Genomic DNA, 21,125 nt, shown 5'->3' on the forward strand with positions numbered 1-21,125 from the left:
ACCGGTGCCATCAACGGGACCTTCACACGACGCGGCGAAGTTAGCGTGGGACTCACGTATATGACCGGCACATTAGTGAAAATGGGCCAAGCTCTCGCTTCGGCCATGGCTTTACGGTCTCCGGTTTATCTGTCCCGGTTCTTGCGCTATCTTTTGCTCTGGGCGGCTATTGCGATTGGCTCACTGATTGGTGGCTTCAGCTACCTGGAGTTTGGGATAGCTGCTATCTGGCTCAGCGTCGTCGCAATGACTGTATTGAGCGTTGCACTGACCTGGCGAGTGCGTCGCCGTAACGCGTAGGCACAAGCCGGCGCATAAGACTCCTTAAAGTGTTGTGGGGATCTCCCCGCGAATAGCGGCGAGACCCCCACGAACTGTGAGCACAAGAGGAAGTGTTAGACGCCAACTTTCGCGTTGACCGAAAGGTAGCGATCGTAAGCCGGCAGTGTCAAGAAGTCCTCAAAATCTTCAGACAGTGCGGATTCGGCAAACAACTGTTTGGCCTGATCTAAATAATCGCCGTCGTACCGTGTGAGCGTGGCAAAGACCTCGTCGATCTTCTGAGTAACCCATTCGCTCGTGATGACTTTGGTCGAGCCATCGGTACGAGCGGCTTCAGAGCCGGCGTGGATCCATTGCCAGATCTGAGAGCGGGAGATCTCTGCGGTGGCTGCATCTTCCATCAGTCCGTTGATCGCCGCGGCACCGGAACCATTGAGCCAGGCGTCCATGTAACGGATACCGACTTCAATATTCGTGTCCAAACCAGCTTCGGTGATCGAACCGGTAGTGGCCCGCACATTGATCAGCTCTTTGGCTGAAGGCACGACGTCCTCACGCTTATTCGTCCGGATCTGATGTGGTGCGTCCAGGAGCAGCTCGTCGAAGACACCCATACAGGTTGGAACCAACCCGGGGTGAGCAACCCATGAACCGTCGAAACCATCGTTGGCTTCACGAGTTTTGTCTTCGCGAACTTTTCGCAGAGCCTCTTTGGTACGTTCTGGGTTGGAAGACTCGGGAATGAATGCGGCCATACCGCCGATCGCTGAGGCACCGCGTTTGTGGCAAGTGCGAACCAACAGGTCGGTGTAAGCCCGCATCATCGGTTGAGTCATCGAAACGTCAGCGCGATCTGGCAGAACGTATTCTGCACCGGAGTCGCGGTACGTTTTGATGATTGAGAAGATGTAGTCCCAACGACCAGCGTTCAGACCGGCTGCGTGATCGCGAAGCTGGTACAAGATTTCTTCCATCTGGAATGCGGCGGTGATCGTTTCGATCAGCACGGTCGCCCGGATGGTTCCCTGCGGGATTCCCAGGTAGTCCTGTGCTTTGTTGAAAACACAGTTCCACCAGCGAGCTTCGAGATGGTGCTCGAGTTTCGGCAGATAGTAGTAGGGGCCACGTCCCAGTTCGACGAGTTTGTCTGCGTTATGGAAGAAGTACAGGCCGAAGTCCATCAGTGAGCCTGAGAGTGGTTCGCCATCGACCTCGATGTGGGACTCTTCTAGGTGCAGACCGCGTGGACGAACAATGATCGTGGGCATCTGCGCCAGGGCAGGTTTCTTTAACCTGTAGGATTTCCCCTGTTCAGACGTGAAATTGATGTCGTGGCGAATCGCGTCGTGCAGGTTGACCTGACCGTTGATCATGTTGGTCCAGTACGGTGATGAGGCATCCTCAAAGTCGGCCAGCCAGCATTTGGCTCCTGAGTTCAACGCGTTGATCGTCATCTTGCGATCTACCGGCCCGGTAATTTCGACACGCCGGTCTTTCAGACCAGGCGCCAGGGGAGCGACCCGCCATGAATCATCCTCACGGATCGTACGGGTGGACTTTTCAAAGTCCAGTTGCTCACCGGCTGCAACCCGGGCCCGAGCGTTTTGACGTGCTGCAAGTAGATCGAGACGCTTGGTGTTTTGTTTGGTGTGCAGGTAGCCGAGAAAATTCAAGGCTTCTTCGGTGAGAACTTCACGCTGCCGTGCATCGAGTTCACCGAACACGGTCACCGTGATGCCTTCTGGCGTTGTGTGCTGGATAGTTGATGATGCCATGGCGGGTGCTCCTATCTGATGTAGCGGTTCAAACTAGAACTGCTGTGCTTCGGTCGAATTGGCCCAAGCGGTAGTTGAAGATTCTGGGTTGACTGTGGTGGAGATACGGTCGAAGTAGCTGGTGCCAACCTCGCGTTGGTGACGGGTCGCTGTGAAGCCATCCTTCTCTGCGGCGAACTCAGCTTGTTGCAGTTCCACGAAGGCTGACATCTGACGATCAGCGTAGCCCTTGGCGAGGTTGAACATCGAGTAGTTCAACGAGTGGAAACCGGCCAGGGTAATGAATTGGAAGGTGTAACCCATAGAGGCCAGTTCGCGCTGGAACTTCGCGATGGTTGCATCGTCCAAGTTGGCTTTCCAGTTAAACGATGGCGAGCAGTTGTAGGCCAACATCTGATCTGGGAACTCAGCTTTGACGGCTTCGGCAAACTGGCGAGCAACGTCCAGGTCTGGTGTGGAGGTTTCCATCCACAGCAGGTCGGAGTACGGTGCGTATGCTTTGGCACGTGCAATGGATGGCTCCAGGCCATTCTTGATGTAGTAGAAGCCCTCTGAAGAGCGTTCCCCGGTTAAGAACTGGTGGTCCCGTTCGTCAATATCGGACTGCAGAAGCGTGGCTGCTTCGGCGTCGGTGCGAGCAACGATCAACGACGGCGTGCCGGCAACGTCTGCTGCAAGGCGAGCGGCGTTGAGTGTACGAACGTGGTGCGACGTTGGAATCAACACCTTGCCGCCGAGATGTCCACATTTCTTTTCAGAGGCAACCTGATCTTCCCAGTGGACGCCTGCCGCACCGGACTCAATCATGGACTTCATCAGTTCGTATGCATTGAGTGGACCGCCAAAACCGGCCTCGGCGTCGGCAATGATGGGTACCAGATAGTCCTCAACACTTTGGACGCCTTCGGCCCATTCGATCTGGTCGGCACGCATCAGGGCATTATTGATACGACGAACAACCTGCGGAACAGAGTTGGCCGGGTACAGGGACTGATCCGGGTAGGTGTGTCCGGCTAGGTTTGCATCAGCCGCAACCTGCCAACCGGAGAGGTAGATCGAGCGCAGGCCTGCTTTGACTTGCTGGACGGCCTGCCCGCCGGTCATCGCTCCCAGGGCATTGGTGAATTCACCCTTCTGGTGTTCAGTGGTGAGCTGGTCCCAGAGTTTTTCTGCACCGCGGCGGGCCAGTGTGTGCTCTTCTTGGACACGACCGCGCAGTCGAATAACTTCCTCGGCCTCGTAATCGCGAGTGATATTTTTCCAGCGAGGGTTGTTGTTCCAGTCTTGCTGAAGCTGATCTGCTGCTGCCTGAATTGCCTGTTCCATGTTTCTCCCTACATCACAGTTCAATTGGGTTTTACTAATTCGGACCTACCGAAAACGTATTTCTATGTGGTGTCGATCGCTGCCGTTGTGGTCGGTGCGATCGCTGTAAGAACTACTCTGCCGTGGATTGCAACATAGCAATAGACGAATCGCATGAAAATATTCCCAAAACTTTCCTGCACGGAAGTTAGGGCCACTTTTCGATAGTTTTTGGATTTTCCTTAAGACTGACCGCGTCGAGGTGATAAAAAGCGAAAAAATAAACAATCAATGTTCTAGTGATATAACTTGTGTTTTACGTTATTGCCTCAAATCAGCTGATAAGTGGGCTGAAAAAGTTTTTGCCAAGTTTGTTTGATGGCGCCGAAGTTTCGCGACCTTCAAGTATTTTCTTGCGGACATTTCGATATTTTTCAGAAAGCGCTGTGAAAAAACAGTAATTTTGACTACACTGCTTTTTATGGCTTCAAGCACAGATTCAGAATCGCAAGACCGTCCTGACGTTTCCGAGGCGGTATCGCCGTCCAAGATTGATCCAGTGATCCTCGGTCACAGGCTGCGCTATTTTCGCGCGGCAGCGAACATGACCTTGGATGAGCTAGCAAGCCAGCTAGGCGCCACAGCTTCGCACTTATCGATGATTGAAAACGGTAAGCGAGAGCCGAAAGTCTCGCTCTTGACCCATGGGGCTGACATTTTAGGTGTAGGCGTGGGGGACTTACTCCAGCCTGAAGCCCCCTCCGCGCGTGCAGCGCTCGAAATCTCAGTGGAAAAAGCCCAACGTAGCCGACATTGGGAAGCCATGGGGCTGCCGGCGCTTCGTGTCTCGTCTGGAACGCCAACGCCGGTATTGGAGGTTATCGATGGGTTGACCCGCGAATTGCGCCGACAATCTGCGGAGCAAGCTGCCACCCCGGAAGAGGCTCGACGAGCAAACGTCTCTATGCGCAAGGAACAGCGCGAACGCAATAACTATTATGCGGAGCTTGAACAGCAGGCACATGAACTCCTGGCAGCAGTCGGGCATGACGAGGGCCCACTGTCGTATCATGCCATCGCAGATATTGCCGATCACCTGAACTTTGAACTGCGATTCGTCTCTTCACTTCCGCACTCGACTCGATCAGTCACAGATTTGAAAAACCGCGTCATATTTTTGGCGGATTCACGCAATCCGGACCATGATCCTCGATCGGTCGCGTTGCAAGCATTGGTTTCCTACGTTTTGGGACATGGCGAGCCAGTGGACTATAAAGACTTTTTGCTGCAGCGGGTTTCAACCAACTATGTAACCGCTGCGTTGATGATGCCTGAAAAGTCCCTGGTCAAGCAGTTAAGGCAGCGGAAGAAGGATCGCGATATCGCCATTGAAGACATTCGAGATGCGTATTCGGTGTCCTATGAATCAGCTGCTCACCGCTTCACGAATTTGGCAACCCACCACCTAGAGATCGAGTGCCACTTTCAGAAAGTTCATGAGTCAGGTGTACTGCATAAAGCGTATGAAAACGACGGCGTGAACTTCCCGGTGGACTCCATCGGGGCCATTGAGGGCCAGGCCGCCTGCCGGTACTGGACTTGCCGTGAGGTTTTCGATACCAGTGACAGATTTCGGCCCTTCAACCAGTACACCGACACCTCGGTTGGGACCTACTGGTGTACCGCCGTGGTCGAGCCCTCGCAATCGGCGTTGTTTTCGTTATCGGTGGGGATCCCATTTGACCAGGCGCGTTGGTTCCGTGGTGCAGACACGGCGGAGCGCTCACGCTCAAACTGCCCGGACCCAACTTGCTGCCGAACACCGTCGGCCGAATTAGAAGCGCAATGGGGTGGCAACGCTTGGCCTGCAGCACGAACTAACGCACACATGCTCGCGGCCATGCCGCCCGGTGCTTTTCCCGGAGTGGATGACGTCGCGGTCTATGAATTCTTAGCTGCACAAGAACAATTCAGCCGTTAGGCCGACTTTCGAAGCGGCAGCTTGGACGATCCAACATGCCGCTGTTACCCTTATATAGCTAGACTGTTTGCGACAGCTGTGTCCTTTTCGTTCTGAATCTCCACAGCTTGTCACCCTGCCGAACGAAAGGTGCCCACCGCACATGCGTCTGACCCTTGGTAAATTTGTAGTTCACCCTCAGCACGGTCCTGCAGAGGTCGTTGAGCGTAAAACCAGGAAGGTCAAAGGTGAAGACGTCGAGTACGTGGTGCTGGAAGTAGAAGATCAGCGCCTGCAGATCGCCGTCCCCGAAGACAGCCTGTCTGAAATTGGTGTCCGCGACCTAGCCAGCCACACCCGGCTGCGGAAACTCATGTCACTGTTGGCAAAAACCGGTGACAAACTGGAAAAGCAGTGGTCACGCCGGTTGAAAGCTTTGCGCGAGAAACTTGCCACCGGTGACCTCGACAGCGTGGCAGAAGTTGCTCGTGATCTCTACCGTCGTCAGCAAGAAAAAGACCTCTCCATGGCCGAGCGCAACCTGTATCAGGAAGCCAAGGACATGGTCGTGTCTGAAGTTGCTCTCGTGCTTGATGTCGATCATGAAGAAGCAGAGAAGACCATTGATGGAGCCATTGACGGTGTTCCACTGACGCGTCTGGGCTTGGATCGCGGTAAAGACAAAAAATAGTTTTTCTCCAGATAGCAGCGCCGCCACGAAAATACATTCGGGGCGGCGCTGCTATCTTTCGGGAAGGTTATGCTGTCAACCCAGCATCATGATTGATCGGTGTGTTGTTCGTTGAATACCGAATAGGTGCGACGAAGGACCTTGCCGTTTTCGATCGTTTCCTGATTCTTCTCAGCCTGTTTCTCGACGGTGGCTACCGAGCGTGGTCGTATCTGGAGCACTTCCTCCGCGGGGATACCGGCGACAAGCTGGCGGGCACGCAGTATTTCGACGTCGATTTCAGCCCCGAGGAACAACACGATGTTGAACACCCAGACGACGAACAGGACAGCCATAATCGTGCCGATCGCTCCATACGAGGAGTACGACGCGAAGTAGGTCAGGTAAATGATCATGGCAAAACCTGCCACGATGATACCGACTACCGCGAAAATAGAGCCGGCGGAGAAAAGTCGGAAGCGCCGTTCAACGTTCCCGGTGAAGTGGTAGAGCACACCCGTCAACAACATGATGAGCATGAGGACAACTGGGTATTTTACCCAGGCCCAAATGGGCAAGAACGTCTCGGTCATGGTGGTCAACGCGCCTTCTGCACCCATAGCTTGGGCAATAGGTGCAAACACGGCATCGATGATCGTGGTATTCAACGCCAGCGAGATCAAGACAGCGACCACAATGATGACGACAACCAACGTGGTAGCCAACATGGCCAGAGTCAGGCGCACGAACGGACGACCTTCGACGACGCCGTACACATGGTTCATGTTGCGGGTGAAGGCCTTAACATATGCTGAAGCAGACCATAGCGCGACGAGTATACCGACGATCAGCGCGATCACGCCGCCGGACGCCGACTCGGTCATAGTGTTGACGAGATTCAACGCCATATCTTGATACTCAGCAGGAACGGTCTGCTCGACTAAGTCTTGAGTAAAGTTTTCGACTGCACCAGAGGCTGAAGCCAAGACCAGGGTCAGGATAGAAAACACGGCGAGTAGCGTCGGTGCCAGGGAAAGGACCGCAAAATACGTGAGGATAGCGGCGCGGTCGGTCCCCTTGTCTATGGAAAATTTCTGTACCGCACGCTTTAATGCATACCCGACGGCACTGGCCGGTAGTTTTTTAGCAGGCTCACGAGTCGAAGAGTCATTCAACGCTTGCTGCTCTGCGGCAATAGTGCGTTCTAATCTAGGTTGAATTGTCACAACAAACTTCTTTCTACCGTCGTGCAGCGGACCCTACCAGCTTAGAAACTCGCAGAGAGCTTGTCAGCTATCCCCGCGCGGTGGGACGCACGTATTTTTCTAGACCACGACCATTACCTTGAATTTATGCGGTTCATTGACAATACTTGCGGTGAACTAGGCCAGGATCACTGTCCACTGTAGAATCTGTTGGAGTCAGCGTACTGCTGGCTCCTCTCTATTTCCTATGTAGCAAGAAAAGTTATGCCAAAACCGTCTACTCGGCGCACGAGTCGCCTCACTACACCAGTGATGATTACCTTCGTGGTGGTTGCAGTCGTCATGCTGGGGTTAACCATTACTTCGGTGGTTAAAGCTATGACCCGGGGAGACGACCCAGTAGTCGTCAGTTCGGTGTTGACCGGCCAATCTATGGAAGTTAATCGCACCACTGGGCTGGACGTGATTCGCTTTCAGAACGTTCGAGCGCCCTTGCCGAAGGAAGAAGACGTTCCTGAGACCCTTGATACTTGCATGGCACAGGAAGCTACAGAGCATCTGCAGAGCCTAGCTAGCGAGGGCACGTCACTGGACGTCGAGATCGCGGCCTACGCGAATGCTCCGAACGGTGAGTTGTGGGCTGACATTTATCACGCCGGGAATGATCTTGGCCTGGAAATGGTCGAGTCGGGTTATGCCGTGGTGGATCCTGCCTCGGTTGACGACCCAGAAAAATTAGAAGAGCTGAAGGCCGCTCAGAAACAAGCCCGCGACGCAGAGCGCGGTATCTTTTCGAAAGATGCAGACTGCACCCTGCCATCGTATGTTGAGCCAGTGTTGGAACAGCTCGATGACCTACCGGCGTCCCCACAAGCCAACGACGTGACCGAGCTGACGAAATATATTGGCGAACTGAATAACCTTCGTTCGGGCGCCCAAGAGGCTGTCGCGGTGCTGACAGCAATCCCCGATACCGAGAATGATGATTCAGTTGCCGCTCTGGCCTGGGGGGATGCCAAAGAAGAGTACATCACAAGCCTCGAGGGCCACCTTGAGGATATCCGGGGACTCGTCGAAGATGCTCAAGACAAGCGTGCTGATCTCCAAGACGCCAAGACACTTGAGAACTCACCATCGCCTGATGCTCCTGCCCCGGAAGACGACCAGCAGGATGAGCAAGGGCAAGAGGAAGATCAGCAGGATGAGCAAGGGCAGGAAGAAGATTCGCAGGAAGATTCCGCTGCAGCGGAACCGACCACGGAACCTTCAGGTAACCCAGCCGTAGCCGAAGCCGAAGTTGAACCACAGACTACCGAAGAGCCCCAAGCTTCAAGTGCGGACAGCTCACCTGCTGAGCTCGGCGGTGCAACGGATGTAGATTCCGAATAACATCCGAAAATTATTGCAAAGAAACTCGATCGAGAGAGTCTCGGTCGAGTTTTTTGTTGCAAAAATGCGTACCCTTCCTGCGCCTCGAGGTGTGTGTTAGGTTTGACCCCACATGCCACGGTGGCCCAGAGCCATCACGGTAACCAGGAGGCGCAGCGCATGAAGCAGAACATTTTTGTCCTTGGCTTAGACGAACCCGGCCATAGTGAGTTAGCCGCTCTTCCACATGCTGGCTGGTGCAGTTTCCACGGTATTCTCACACTCGAGGATCTCCAAGACGGACTCATCTCCCTAGCTGATTTACTCGAACAGGCCGAAGAGCAATTAGACGCATTCGACGGGCCCATTGACGCAATCGTAGGTTACTGGGATTTCCCTGTTTCTGTGATGGTGCCCATCTTGTGTCAGCGATATGGGCTCCCAACAAAACCGCTGGAAGGCGTTGTCAAATGTGAGCATAAGTACTGGAGCCGGCTCGAACAACAAAAGGTCATCGATGAATATCCAGGCTTTGATCTGATTGATATTCATGACCCTTCGGCGAGACTGCCGCGGCACATGACATATCCAGCGTGGCTCAAACCCATAAAATCGTTCTCATCCGAGGGCGCACACCAAGTAAAAGATGAGAAGGAACTCCAGGAAGCTCTCGCAGAAGAACGAGAAGCTCCGGAACGAATCGGCGGCGCATTTGACTACGTCTTGGAAAAGTTGGACCTCCCCGAAGAGGTAGCCGAAATTCCGGGCGGCGCGTACATGGTCGAAGAGGCAGCAGGAGGACAGCAATACACGCTGGAGGGCTACTCTTGGGGCGACCAAATCGAAATTATCGGGCTGGTTGACTCATTCAACTATGAAAACGTCCCGAGCTTTCTGAAATACCAGTATCCCTCAACGCTGCCCGAACCTGTGCAGCAACATATCCACGATGTCAGTCGCCGCGTTATTTCTGCGGTTGGCCTCACCGATAGCACCTTCAACATCGAGTACTTCTGGGATGCATCTGCCGAGCGGCTCAGACTGCTGGAAATTAACAGCCGCCACTCGCAATCCCATGCACAAATGTTTCACTGGGTTGATGGTCAGCCCAATCACGCAGTCATGCTCGACCTAGCCCTAGGACGCGAACCACGTATGCCCAGCAGGCAGGGCAACCACGCGATAGCTGCTAAATGGATGCTAAGACATTTCCAAGACGGAGTTGTGCGCAAGGTGCCTACCGCAGACACCATCAGGGCTATTGAACAACGCTATGACAATGTCAGCATTGACATTGAAGTCGCTGTTGAAGAAGGTGCACGACTTTCTGACGCTGACACAGAAGATAGCTATAGCTTTACCCTGGCTGAAATTTTTATCGCAGGCGACACCGAACAACAACTCGGCGATATCTATGATGCGTGTTGTGAGGACCTGGCAATTGAAATTGCCGACGATGTGGAAGGAGCATGATGCGAACAGTCACTTCTCTGCCAAATACAATCGAAGAGACCGAACACCTTTGGATCCCGATGTCTGATGGGACCCGTCTCGCTGCTCGGCTGTGGAAACCGGTGTCCGCCGTAGAAGACCCGGTGCCTGCCGTATTGGAAATGATCCCCTACCGCAAACGTGATCTGACCGCTGTCCGCGATTCCATTCACCACCCGTATGTGGCCGGCCACGGATATGCGTGTCTGCGTGTTGACCTTCGAGGTAGCGGCGACTCCGAAGGCGTCCTCACCGATGAGTACCTGCAGCAAGAATTGGACGACGTCGAAGAAGTACTGGCATGGCTGATTGAACAGCCCTGGTGCAACGGACGCACGGGGATCATGGGCATCTCATGGGGTGGCTTCAACGGCCTCCAGGTGGCTGCTCGTCGGCCAAAAGGACTCGGCGCCGTCGTCACGGTCTGCTCGACCGACGATCGTTACTTCGACGACGTGCATTACATGGGCGGTTGTCTTTTGACGGATAACCTGTCCTGGGCCTCAACCATGTTCGCGTATAACGCCTCGCCACCTGATCCCGATCTCGTCGGGGAGCGGTGGCGCGAGATGTGGCAAGACCGGATCGAGCATAGTGGCCTCTGGTTAGAAACCTGGTTACAACACCAACGCAAAGATGAATACTGGCGCCACGGTTCCATCAATGAGGACTATTCAGATATCGAAGTGCCGGTCTTTGCCGTCAGCGGTTGGGCCGATGGTTATTCGAACGCTGTCTTCCGCTTGCTGCGCGGGCTTGACGTGCCGACGAGAGGTTTGATCGGGCCGTGGAGCCATAAGTATCCGCACCTGGGCCAACCGGGACCCGCCATCGGCTTTCTCCAAGAAATGGTCGATTGGTGGGATCACTGGCTCAAAGATGCCAAAGATAACGGTGCCATGGACGGTCCAGAACTGTCGATTTGGATGCAAGATTCGGTTGCACCGTCCACTACGTATGAGGATCGGCCGGGCCGCTGGGTTGGGGAGCCGAGCTGGCCGAGCTCCCGTATCGTTGAAGAACGCTACCCGCTCGGTCGGCACCGCATCTTCGATTCAGAAGCTTTGCGTGACGAATTTCCTAAAAGCCCCGAGCTCACGGTTCAATCACCGCTGTCGCTCGGACAGTATGGTGGCAAATGGTGCTCCTATAACGCCCCACCGGATATGCCCTACGATCAGCGCGAGGAAGACGGCGGGGCGATGGTGTTCGATAGCGACCCACTTGAAGAACGCCTAGAATTATTGGGCGCGCCGACCGTCGAGCTCAGCCTGTCAGCAGATCGGCCTGTGGCCATGGTGGCGGTGCGCCTTTCTGATGTTGCCCCGGATGATGCGGCAACACGGGTGAGTTATGGTGTGCTGAACCTGAACCACTTTGCCGGAGCAGATAACCCCCAACCCCTTGAGCCGGGGCAGAAGCAGACTGTGACAGTCCAACTTAACGGTTTGGCACAATCGTTTCCGGCTGGGCACCGGCTTCGGCTGTCGATATCCACCTCGTATTGGCCCGTGGTGTGGCCTTCCCCGGAGAAGTTCCGGCTCACGGTTGACCCGAACGAAAGTAGCTTGGTGTTACCAATCAGGCCAAGTTCCATCGACGATGACGCTGAATTGACCCCTACGTTCAGGCCGCCCGAAGGCGCTCCACCCCTTGAAACACTGCAGCTAGAGCCAGATGAGCACGACTGGAGCATTAGTCGTAATCTTGCAGAACTGACCGGCAAGCTAGAAGTGGTTAAAGACCTCGGCATCGTGCGATTCGAGGATATTGATCTGGATCTGACACGCAGGGCAGTCGAGCGATACACCTTTGCAGACGGCGATATGAACTCGGTTCGCGGTGAAACCATTTGGCATATGGGATTTGAACGTGAGGGTTGGAAGATTCAGACCCGCACGAAAACTGTGCTGACCTCTACTGTCGATGCGTTCCACATTTATGCTGAGCTCGACGCCTACGAAAATGACAGTCGCGTGGCTTCCAAAACTTGGAACACCACGGTTGCCCGCGATTATATCTAACTGGAGATTTTGCATGGAGATTCTCAGTAGCCGAACGTTGTTGCGACCAAAAAACCTTGCGCAGACCCAAGCGTTCTATCGAGACACCCTCGGACTGGCGGTCTTCCGAATCTTCGGCCCACGGGACAGCCCGGGGATGGTATTTTTCTGCGGCAACGGACTGTTGGAAGTCTCCGGTCAGGCTGAAGATGCAACGCCTCAAACCGCACAAATTTCGCTGTGGATGCAGGTCCGCGACGTTGAAGTTGAATATCAGCGTCTGACGGGTGTAGGCGTGACCATGCTGCGGGAGCCACGGACGGAGCATTGGGGCCTTATCGAAGCCTGGATCGCCGACCCCGACGGAGTGCAGATCGTGCTGGTGGAAATTCCGCACGATCACCCACTTCGCCAGGATCAGCGATAGCGACCCGCGATGTTACTCGGGTGAAACTACCTGCTGTGGCTTACGACGTAGCCCGCCCTGCCACATGATGTAATATGGGGTCTCAGCGGCAATGCGCTGATTGATGCCGGCGGTGACGAAGTCCTTGGCCCGCTCCGCTGCCTCCAACGCTGTGCGGCCTTTGGACAGTTCAGCGGCAACGGCTGCAGCCAGGGAACATCCGGCACCGGAAACGGCATGGTTACCGATCTTTGGCACACCGAGGACCTGCAGGTTTGAACCGTCATAGAACACATCGACCGCTTCTGGACCGGAGAGGCGAATGCCGCCTTTTGCCAGAACAGCCACGCCGGAATCGTCATGAATCTTGCGTGCGGCATCTTTGAGTTCGGCGAGGTTAGTGATTGTCATGCCCGAGAGCTGTTCTGCCTCAAAATGGTTCGGGGTGGTGACGGTTGCCAGGGGGAGCAACTTGGATTTCAAAGCTTGGTCGGTGTCTTGTGCTTCACCGGGCTCTTGACCTTTGCAGATCAAAACCGGGTCCAAGACCACGTTCTTCCACTCTTGGGATTGCAACGCGTTCGCAACGACGTCAATAGTTTCAACTGAACCCATCATGCCCAGTTTTACGGTATCGAGCTGGCCGGCAAAATTCGCTTGGATAGCTTCCAGCTGCTGTTCCAATACCTCAGGGGCGATTCGTGTGAGGCGGTGGTTCCAGTTGTCCTGCGGATTGTATGCAACAATGCAGGTCAGCGCGGCAGTACCGTAGGTGCCGAGCTCTTGGAACGTACGGAGGTCTGCTTGGGCACCGGCGCCGCCGGTTGCCTCTGACCCCGCGATGGTCATGGTGACTGCGGGTGAATGAATGTTATACATGCCCCCATCTTATATGGCATAGGCCAATGAGTGCATGTCTGGCGGGTCATATTTCGTCAGGGTTAGCGCTCGGCGAGACGACTTATTCGTCGTCAGTCCCGGCGGAAGCTTCTGGGTCAACCACATGGACAAACGAGCTCGCAGCCCAGCGGCCCATAGCCATGAGAATTGCAGCAGGGAAACCAACCAGGGGAATGAGCAACGGGATCAACCCCTCGCCGCCTGCGGTCAGCACAGTCAGACCGTAGAACATGCCGATGATCGCGTAGGCCATGATGTGGACTGCTTGATTAACCTGATGCCGCAGAAGCCAGTTCGCCAGCAATGCCAACGGCAGACCCAGGACCAGACCGGACAGACCAACTAGGGTCAAGATCGGCGTCAGATCGCCGACCGTATCTGAAATTGGCAAGAGATTCAGGATGACGACGATCGCAGCCATCACAATATTCGGCACCAACCAGGCCACGAGGAAACCGTAAATCGACATCGAAAGCCGAGGCTTTGGTCCGGTATTACGGCGACGCTTGGGTGCGGAATCGTATTTCTCTGGAACGGGTGTGGTCACAACGAGCCTTAGAACGGGGTCACGCGAGTACTGACAGCGTTTAGTCTAGTGCTTTTTGAAAACAGACGAGTAAGCTTGGCAGTTATGGCAACAACGACATCTGGCGCCCGGGCATGGACCGTGGTAGTAGCTACGGGCATCCTGGCGGCGATGCACGTATGGAAACTGCCGTCCGCTCTGGAGTTTATCCGGGCTGATCTGGGCATCAGCCTTGTGGCGGCTGGGACCCTGGTGGGTGTCGTACAGTTGGCCGGTGCGCTTGGAGGGCTTGCCGCTTCGGTGGTTTCCGAACGAATTGGCGCGAAATATACCCTGGTGGTTGGTATGGCGCTGGCCGGTATTGCTTCGATTGCCGGTGGAGTGAGCATCAACGCAGGCTGGTTGATGACTACCCGAGCAATCGAGGGGGTCGGGTTTATCCTTATTACGGTTGCGGCCCCGGCATTAGTGCGAGCACTTGCACCGCGACAAAGCGTCAACGCCGCCATGGGATGGTGGGGCGCATTTCAAGGCATCGCCCTGTTCCTCGGGGTCGGTATCTCAGCGGTGTTACTCAATGCCACCGAGATTTCCTGGCAGATCTGGTGGATCATCATGGGTGGTGCCACGTTAGGTTTTATCCCGGTGATCCTGCGCAAGGTGCCTGCGGATACCCCGGGTGCTATTAACTTCAGGCGGATCAGTCGGTTGATCGGTAAGTCGGTGAAAACTCCGTTGCCGTGGGCGCTCGGCATCATTTTCTCGTCCTACACCCTGCAGTGGGGTGCGATCCTGAGCTTCTTACCCACCATCTTCGGTGAGGTGGAGCTGAGTTCCGCAGTCAACGTTGCCATCGTCGTCGGTATTGCGACTGCAATTGTCGGAGGACTCAACGGGGTAGCCAATATTCTCACCGGGGTGCTGTTACAGCGTGGGCACCCGCCACGTAGGCTCCTGGTAACCGGGCTGATCACCATGGCTGTAACCTCGACGCTGGTCTTTGCCCCTGACTGGTCGAGCGTGCCCGGACACGTGGTGTGGCCGTTGCTTGCTGCCGCAATTTTCTCGTTCGCCGGTGCACTCGTTCCAACGACCGTGACCCGCCAAGCTGTCGACATCGCCCCGCCGGGTGGCTCGGCCGCAGCCGTGATCGGGCTCATGACCCAGCTCTATAACCTGGCAAACTTTCTGGGGCCCATCATCCTGTCGGCAATCGCGGCAGCAGCGGGGAACTGGCAGATGTCTTGGACTATGACGGTCACAGCATCGGCAGTTGGCATCACCACCGCGATGATCTTTGTGCCACGTGGTACTGACCCATTCAAAACTTCGGGGCAGTCTTGATTACAATATCTATGAACTATGTCGCCGGCTGGGGCAGCAGCTGAGTACGGGGCCGTTGAGGCCGTGACACCGTCGCGAGACAACGTTTTTATCTAAGGACGCTTCGTGACTGAAACACCACATGCCAAAGGACAGTTCCAAGGAACGTTCGCACCAATTAGCTCCCATGTTTATCCGGTGCTCTTCGCCATCATGGCCGTGGTTTTTATCCTGTCGAATATTGGCGCGGCAAAAGGCGTGCAAATTGGGCCACTGCTCACCGACGGCGGGTTCTTCTTATTCCCTGTGGCCTACATCGTTGGCGACATCATATCCGAGGTCTACGGCTTCAAAGCCTCTCGACGTGTCATCTACACCACGTTTCTGATCGCCGCATTCGCGTCGCTGACTTACTGGATTATTATCATCTTGCCTCCGGCGGAGTTCTATGACGGCCAAGAAGCGCTCGTCCGAACACTTGGCCCGGTGCCACTGATCGTGCTGGCGTCTCTGGCAGGGTTCTTTGTCGGACAGCTCTCGAATGCGTGGATCATGGTGGCTATGAAGCGGCGTAGTGGCGAGCGATACCTCTTTGGACGCATCGCTGCCTCCACGTTGGTGGGTGAATTGCTCGATACCATCGCCTTTTCGGCTATCGCTGCCACGGTCATCGGCATCGAGACGTTTGGCCAATACCTCGTGTTTGTGCTGATCGGCTGGGTCTGGAAATTCACGGTGGAAATTGTTCTGGCACCGGTAACGATGTGGACGATCCGTAAAATCAAGGCCGCCGAACCGCAATACGGCACCGTCATAGGTGAATAAGATGTCGTTGTGTTGCAAGGAACCTTGTCAAGTATGCAAGAACCTGATTGTATAGGTCAACAGAATCACGAGCGTTGATCAATGAAGCCCTGGCTGGTCAGCCAGCAACCCTCTGCCCGTAGTGGGGTGCTCCAGGTGATGATTCGGCTGAGTCCAACCGTTCTCAGCAAGTATTGGCGCCGAGCGTGGTCACCTTTTAGCCGACGCCACGATCATTTCAGGAGTCTGGATGACACAGACATTTGTTCCATTGACCGCACAAGCTGCCGACGAAGACACCGTCCAGCAGCTTTGGGACCAACTCACCCCGGTATTCGATGATATTGCAGCGACCGCACCCCAACGTGATGCGGCTGGAACCACCGATACCTCTCCGGTCGAGGAGCTCAGGGCAGCAGGTTTCACTCGTCTTCGTGTGCCACGACAATATGGTGGGCACGGTCTCTCGTTACCGCAAGCGTATGAGTTTTTCGTTGCCTTGGCCGCCGCCGATTCGAATTTCGCCCAAGCACTCCGTGCCCACTGGAGCTTCATCGAAGACGTCCTCAGCCGAACCGACGAACAAGCCGAGTTTCAACACCGTTGGCTCACCCGACTGGGTGCCGGCGATATTATCGGGAACGCGATTACCGAACGTGGCAACGCACATGGCGAAGCCACCACCCGACTGTCACAGCGCGATGGCCAGTGGGTGTTGAATGGCACGAAGTTCTATTCGACCGGTACCGGCTACGCGGATTGGATTGCGGTGGCCGCTACCGGTGACGACGGTGAACCAGTCTCGCTGACCGTGCCAGTTGGTGCCCCAGGAATTGAAATCTTGGACGACTGGGATGGGTTCGGCCAGCGTCTTACCGCCTCGGGCACCACTCATTTCCGCAACGTGGTGGTCGATGAGTCTGAGCTGTTTCCTGTCGGCTACGGACTCGATTCCGGAGAGCGCACCGCATATGGGCAGGCCGCGTGGCAAACAGTCCACCTGGCAACACTCGTCGGTATCGCTCAAGCAGTCCTGCGGGATGGTACTGAATACGTGCGATCTCGGACGCGAACATTCAGCCACGGTGCCGCCGACGCCGTCCGCCATGATCCACAGGTGTTGCAACTCTTGGGGGAACTCAGCGCGCAGGTTCGGGGCATCGAAACCATTTTCCGGGCCATCCCACCTCTGCTTGCCGAACACTTCGCGGCCGATGCACGCGACCAGCCGCTTCCTGAAGCTGAGATTGATGCGCTGTATGCGCAGGTCTACCAAGCGCAACAGATCATCGCCCCGCTCACCCTTGAAATTGCCACGAAGATCTTCGAGGTAGGCGGGGCGTCGGCAACTTCGCAATTGCGTGCTTTGGACCGTCATTGGCGCAATGCACGCGTGTTGGCCAGCCACAATCCGCTGATCTACCGCGCTCGCATCCTCGGCGACTACCTGGTCAACGGGAAATCGCCGGAACGCAAGTACACGGTTGGACAAGCATCTACTTCGAGTAGTAGCGGCCTAGCATCTGCGCTTTGAACTCGTAGAAATCACCGTCGATGATTGACTGGCGTATGTTGTCTACTAAGCGAATGATGAACCGCAGATTATGGATGGACAGCAGTGTGCCCGAGAGGATTTCATCCGCCTTGATCAGGTGTCTGATATAGGACTTCGAGTAGTTGGCGCACGTATAGCAGTCGCAGTTTTCCTGCAGTGGCGATAGGTCCGCTGCGAACTGGGCACGCGGCAAGTTGATACGCCCGTACTCGGTATAGAACGCTCCGGTACGAGCGACTCGGGTGGGGGAGACGGCGTCGAACGTATCGGCGCCGGCTTCTACCGCCGCGAATAAATCATCCGGTTCGGAAATACCCAGTAGGTGGCGGGGTTTGTCCTCGGGCAGTTCTTCTGCGCACCATCCCACGATGGTCCCGAGGTTTTCTTTCTCGAACGCACCGCCGAGCCCATAGCCGTCGAAGCCCGCTTCGGTGCCCTCGAAATCTGTGCTCATGGCACGGAGATCCTGGCACGCTTTACGTCGCAGATCCTCATACTGGGCACCCTGGATGACGCCGTAGAGCGCCTGATAGGGGCGATCGGCGCGGGCCTGTGTGAGTTTGGCATGTTCGTCGAGACTGCGCTGTGCCCAACCGCGGGTGCGCTCCAGCGACTCTACTTGGTAGCCGCGTGAGTTATGCAGTGTGGTGAGTTCGTCGAACGCCATCATGACGTCGGCTCCCAGCTGGTGCTGAATGTTCATGGAAATTTCGGGCGTGAACCGGTGACGGTCCCCATTGATGTGGGAGGTGAACCAGACGCCGTCGTCGTCCACGTTTGCCAGACGTTCTTTGCCCGGGGCCACGGCGTCGTCGGAACCGACTTTGCCCTGGGCCTGGGGGCCGGACATATCAATGACCTTTTTGAATCCAGACCCCAAGGACATGACCTGGAAACCACCGGAATCAGTGAAGGTCGGGCCGCGCCAGTTCATGAATTTGCTCAGCCCACCGTGTTTATCGAGCAGCTCTGGTCCGGGCTGCAGGTACAGGTGATAGGCGTTGGAGAGCACGGCTTGAGCGCCCAGCTCTTTGACCACTTCGGGCAGCACCGCTTTGACGGTGGCTTTCGTGCCGACTGGAATATATGCCGGTGTCTGAATATCACCGTGCGGCGTATGAATGGTTCCGGTACGGCCGTGTGCGCCTTCAAGACGTGTGCCAAGGGTGAAAGAAAAATCGCTGGGTTTTGCCATGAGCTTCAGTCTAGTCTGCCTGAGCGTCCGTTAGCGCGTAAGCTTCCTGATCGAAATGCTCGTGTCAGCCAGCTGTTCTGGGTCCACTGCGATGCCGCGGGTGATCATACGAGTAGCCGCACGGATGATCATCTGCTCGTCAAGGGCTGCCGCACCGACCAGCTGATCGTCATCAACAACAAAAATTGCGTTGTCGCCGCGGTGTACGAGGTGTTCGTGCGCCTGGGGGATGACTCTTCCTACGGCCTGGGCGTCGTGGCCAAACTGATCCGACCACACCCACTGCGGCGTGGGGGCATTCGGCTCAGTGCCCATGATCGTGTGGACGACGCGTGCGGCAGATGCCCGGCCGTGGTCCCAGTGGTCCTGGCGGGATTGATCGTGGATGCGGCAGACGTCGCCGATCGCGTAGACACCCGGCATGTTGGTGCGGTAATTTTCGTCGACCACGATCCCGTCGTCGATGGTTACCCCGGTGCCTTCAGCGACCTGCACTGCAGGGTCAACTCCCACTGCAGCGATAACGAGATCAAAGCGATCCAAGTCTTCATCCACGGTCAAGCGGCGCGGGATGACGTCAACGTGTTGAGCCATTGTGGCATAGAGCTTGTCTGCCAGTTCACCAAACACTTCGGCTGCTGGAATATGCGGGGTAAACACACTGACCTGAGCGCCCAGCATTTGGGCCGACGTCGCGAGCTCTGGGGCGAGCAAGCCACCGCCGGCGATGGCAACCGATACACCGGGGCCTAAGAGGTTTCGTAACATATCGGCGTCAGCCAGTGTACGAAACGTGTAGACAGGTTTGGGTAACTCCAGCGTTTTGGGTGTTGCACCGGTGGCGATCACAATATGCTCGGCTTCGAAGCGTTGGCTTGCGGTTTCAACGCTTCCGGGCCCAAACCCCACAGCGGTGTCCTGCACCCAGATCACATCGTTTTCGGCGAACCAGGTCTCTGGTGCAAGCGCTAGATCGACGTCGTCACCCACCAAATATTCGGTGGATAACGGCGGTCGGTCCAGCGCGGTTTCGTGCGGATCAATAATGGTGATCGTACCGGTGTAACCGGCATCGCGCAGTCCAGCAGCTACCGAGAACCCGGCAACCGAACCACCAAGAATAACGGTGTTAGGCATCGAATTTCGGGGTCAGCAGTACCCGGCCGTCGACGACGTCGACATCGTGGGTTGGCGCATCCTGCGTAGCCGGCAGATTCAAGACCTTGCCGTTGGCCAAGCAAAAGCTCGAAGCGTGTTTGGGGCATTCGACTGTGCCGTCTTCAACCCAACCCTCGGAAAGGGAATAGTTGCCGTGAGTGCAGCGGTCATTCAGCGCGTAGATACCTTCTTCTGTGCGGAACACGGCGATCGGTTCGCCACCGGTCACATCGTGACCAACGTAGACGCCCTCTTCGAGAGGAAAATCGTTTTCTGCGCCTATATCAATATTTGTCATACTTGCCTCCAGTATCAGCTTAGATTCCCCAGTTTGCCCAGGCCATTGCCTGTGTCACAAGTTGGGCCCGGCCGCCTTCGAATTCATTCTGCACGTCGGCGGACAGTGCCTCATCCGGGGTCAGCCACGCTACCTGAAGGGCATCTTCGCGTGGCTGTGTGTCACCGCGCACCGGCACGACGTAGCAGAGGGCGACTGCGTGCTGGCGCTCATCGGTGAGCCCTGATGTGGAACCATACGGGAAGTATTCGGCCACCGTAAAGGGAGTCAGCGTCATGGGTAATTGGGGCATGGCCAATGGGCCCAGGTCTTTTTCCAGGTGCATCATTAATGCATCGCGGACCGGCTGCATATATTGCACTCGGCCGGAGACGAAGGAATATCGGAACGTGCCGCTCGTGTCGGCCCGGTATAACAGGCCTACTTCGACGACGCGACCGTGGGAATCGAGGCGGACAGGAAGAGCTTCAACATAGACCATCGGTAACCGGGCTCGGGCCGCGGCGAGTTCTGTTTCATGGAGCCACCCGGGATTCGGGTCAGGAGTTCGAACCGTCATGGGCCCCACTCTACAACTACAATTGACGCTATGCCTTCATACCGTGCGATCCTGTCTATCGGCGACGTTCATCCAGGTCATGGCCCCGAAGCGGTTATGGGCTCTGCCGTCGCGGCCGTGTCGTCAATCGCCACCGTGGAACAGACCGATATCCAAGTGTTGTCCAACGTGCCGCAAATCGTGGTTCGTTTTCATATTGATGACGATGGCGATGCGCATACTGTTGCCGATGCGATGCATGACGCCGTGGCTGAAGTGGCGACTACCGGCCCCGCTCGGTTGTTGCTGCGACGTGGAGGCCGTTGGCTACCTGTTTAGGCTGTGGTTGCAGTTCGGGTGGTT

General features: G+C 55.9%; 20 protein-coding genes and 1 riboswitch. Of the genes, 11 read left to right on the plus strand and 9 right to left on the minus strand.

The features are described 5' to 3' along the window. Nucleotides 1–300: DUF1275 family protein (locus L0H14_RS07645; protein WP_301421591.1), on the plus strand; the 300-nt coding region annotated here is incomplete at its 5' end. A gap of 95 nt (nucleotides 301–395) precedes the next feature. Here L0H14_RS07645 and aceB read toward each other — a convergent pair. Further along, nucleotides 396–2,057, minus strand: coding sequence for a malate synthase A (gene aceB / locus L0H14_RS07650; RefSeq protein ID WP_301418752.1), 1,662 nt, complete (start codon nucleotides 2,055–2,057; stop codon nucleotides 396–398). Between the two features lie 33 nt (nucleotides 2,058–2,090). Then, on the minus strand, nucleotides 2,091–3,383 hold the full coding sequence (gene aceA, locus L0H14_RS07655; protein WP_301418754.1) for an isocitrate lyase: 1,293 nt from the start codon (nucleotides 3,381–3,383) through the stop codon (nucleotides 2,091–2,093). Nucleotides 3,384–3,843: 460 nt separating this feature from the next. Between aceA and L0H14_RS07660 the strand changes: the two genes are divergently transcribed. Then, nucleotides 3,844–5,343 carry a helix-turn-helix transcriptional regulator gene (locus L0H14_RS07660; protein ID WP_301418755.1) on the plus strand — a complete coding sequence of 500 codons (1,500 nt, stop codon included), beginning with the start codon at nucleotides 3,844–3,846 and terminating at the stop codon, nucleotides 5,341–5,343. 142 nt (nucleotides 5,344–5,485) lie between these two features. Then, nucleotides 5,486–6,013, plus strand: coding sequence for a CarD family transcriptional regulator (locus L0H14_RS07665; RefSeq protein ID WP_301418757.1), 528 nt, complete (start codon nucleotides 5,486–5,488; stop codon nucleotides 6,011–6,013). 86 nt (nucleotides 6,014–6,099) lie between these two features. Here the strand turns inward: L0H14_RS07665 and L0H14_RS07670 are convergent, their stop codons facing one another. Then, nucleotides 6,100–7,218: a YihY/virulence factor BrkB family protein gene (locus L0H14_RS07670; protein WP_301418759.1), complete on the minus strand. Its 1,119-nt coding sequence runs from the start codon at nucleotides 7,216–7,218 to the stop codon at nucleotides 6,100–6,102. A gap of 243 nt (nucleotides 7,219–7,461) precedes the next feature. On the opposite strand from L0H14_RS07670, the gene L0H14_RS07675 reads away from it, so the two are divergent. From L0H14_RS07675 to L0H14_RS07690, 4 genes are all read left to right on the plus strand, one after another. Next, a complete protein-coding gene (locus tag L0H14_RS07675; RefSeq protein ID WP_301418761.1) occupies nucleotides 7,462–8,586 on the plus strand; it encodes a thermonuclease family protein in 1,125 nt (374 codons plus the stop codon). Between the two features lie 159 nt (nucleotides 8,587–8,745). Continuing rightward, complete coding sequence (locus L0H14_RS07680; RefSeq protein WP_301418763.1) at nucleotides 8,746–10,038, plus strand: acetyl-CoA carboxylase biotin carboxylase subunit family protein; 1,293 nt, start codon at nucleotides 8,746–8,748, stop codon at nucleotides 10,036–10,038. After that, entirely contained in the window at nucleotides 10,035–12,080 is a 2,046-nt protein-coding gene (locus L0H14_RS07685; RefSeq protein ID WP_301418765.1) for a CocE/NonD family hydrolase, read from the plus strand. The genes L0H14_RS07680 and L0H14_RS07685 overlap by 4 nt, the downstream gene beginning before the upstream one ends. A 13-nt stretch (nucleotides 12,081–12,093) precedes the next feature. After that, nucleotides 12,094–12,486, plus strand: a complete 393-nt coding sequence (locus L0H14_RS07690) for a VOC family protein (protein WP_301418767.1) — start codon at nucleotides 12,094–12,096, stop codon at nucleotides 12,484–12,486. A 12-nt stretch (nucleotides 12,487–12,498) separates the two neighbouring features. Here L0H14_RS07690 and thiD read toward each other — a convergent pair whose 3' ends face one another. Together thiD and L0H14_RS07700 are read right to left on the minus strand one after the other, a co-directional pair. Next, complete coding sequence (gene thiD / locus L0H14_RS07695; protein WP_301418769.1) at nucleotides 12,499–13,344, minus strand: bifunctional hydroxymethylpyrimidine kinase/phosphomethylpyrimidine kinase; 846 nt, start codon at nucleotides 13,342–13,344, stop codon at nucleotides 12,499–12,501. Between the two features lie 82 nt (nucleotides 13,345–13,426). After that, entirely contained in the window at nucleotides 13,427–13,912 is a 486-nt protein-coding gene (locus tag L0H14_RS07700) for a hypothetical protein (protein WP_301418771.1), read from the minus strand. A gap of 84 nt (nucleotides 13,913–13,996) precedes the next feature. Between L0H14_RS07700 and L0H14_RS07705 the strand changes: the two genes are divergently transcribed. The 3 genes from L0H14_RS07705 to L0H14_RS07715 all read left to right on the plus strand — a co-directional run bounded on the left by L0H14_RS07705 (nucleotide 13,997) and on the right by L0H14_RS07715 (nucleotide 17,552). Further along, nucleotides 13,997–15,235: a CynX/NimT family MFS transporter gene (locus L0H14_RS07705; protein ID WP_301418773.1), complete on the plus strand. Its 1,239-nt coding sequence runs from the start codon at nucleotides 13,997–13,999 to the stop codon at nucleotides 15,233–15,235. 105 nt (nucleotides 15,236–15,340) lie between these two features. Next, nucleotides 15,341–16,039, plus strand: a complete 699-nt coding sequence (locus L0H14_RS07710; protein WP_301418775.1) for a queuosine precursor transporter — start codon at nucleotides 15,341–15,343, stop codon at nucleotides 16,037–16,039. Between the two features lie 63 nt (nucleotides 16,040–16,102). Continuing rightward, nucleotides 16,103–16,218: riboswitch (SAM riboswitch) on the plus strand. Nucleotides 16,219–16,268: 50 nt separating this feature from the next. Then, nucleotides 16,269–17,552, plus strand: coding sequence for an acyl-CoA dehydrogenase family protein (locus tag L0H14_RS07715; RefSeq protein WP_301418777.1), 1,284 nt, complete (start codon nucleotides 16,269–16,271; stop codon nucleotides 17,550–17,552). On the opposite strand, the gene tgt is transcribed toward L0H14_RS07715, so the two are convergent. From tgt to L0H14_RS07735, 4 genes are read right to left on the minus strand one after another with little or no spacing between them, the layout of a single operon-like run. Next, complete coding sequence (gene tgt, locus L0H14_RS07720; RefSeq protein WP_301421592.1) at nucleotides 17,515–18,768, minus strand: tRNA guanosine(34) transglycosylase Tgt; 1,254 nt, start codon at nucleotides 18,766–18,768, stop codon at nucleotides 17,515–17,517. The genes L0H14_RS07715 and tgt overlap by 38 nt on opposite strands. 30 nt (nucleotides 18,769–18,798) lie before the next feature. Next, nucleotides 18,799–19,905 carry an NAD(P)/FAD-dependent oxidoreductase gene (locus L0H14_RS07725; protein ID WP_301421593.1) on the minus strand — a complete coding sequence of 369 codons (1,107 nt, stop codon included), beginning with the start codon at nucleotides 19,903–19,905 and terminating at the stop codon, nucleotides 18,799–18,801. Continuing rightward, nucleotides 19,898–20,224: a non-heme iron oxygenase ferredoxin subunit gene (locus L0H14_RS07730; protein WP_301421594.1), complete on the minus strand. Its 327-nt coding sequence runs from the start codon at nucleotides 20,222–20,224 to the stop codon at nucleotides 19,898–19,900. The genes L0H14_RS07725 and L0H14_RS07730 overlap by 8 nt, the downstream gene beginning before the upstream one ends. A gap of 19 nt (nucleotides 20,225–20,243) precedes the next feature. After that, nucleotides 20,244–20,783 carry a DUF4916 domain-containing protein gene (locus tag L0H14_RS07735; protein ID WP_301421595.1) on the minus strand — a complete coding sequence of 180 codons (540 nt, stop codon included), beginning with the start codon at nucleotides 20,781–20,783 and terminating at the stop codon, nucleotides 20,244–20,246. A 30-nt stretch (nucleotides 20,784–20,813) separates the two neighbouring features. On the opposite strand from L0H14_RS07735, the gene L0H14_RS07740 reads away from it, so the two are divergent. After that, a complete protein-coding gene (locus L0H14_RS07740; protein WP_301421598.1) occupies nucleotides 20,814–21,101 on the plus strand; it encodes a hypothetical protein in 288 nt (95 codons plus the stop codon). The last annotated feature ends 24 nt before the right edge of the window (nucleotides 21,102–21,125 follow it).

This window comes from Yaniella sp., assembly GCF_030453185.1.
Taxonomy (GTDB): Bacteria; Actinomycetota; Actinomycetes; order Actinomycetales; family Micrococcaceae; genus Yaniella.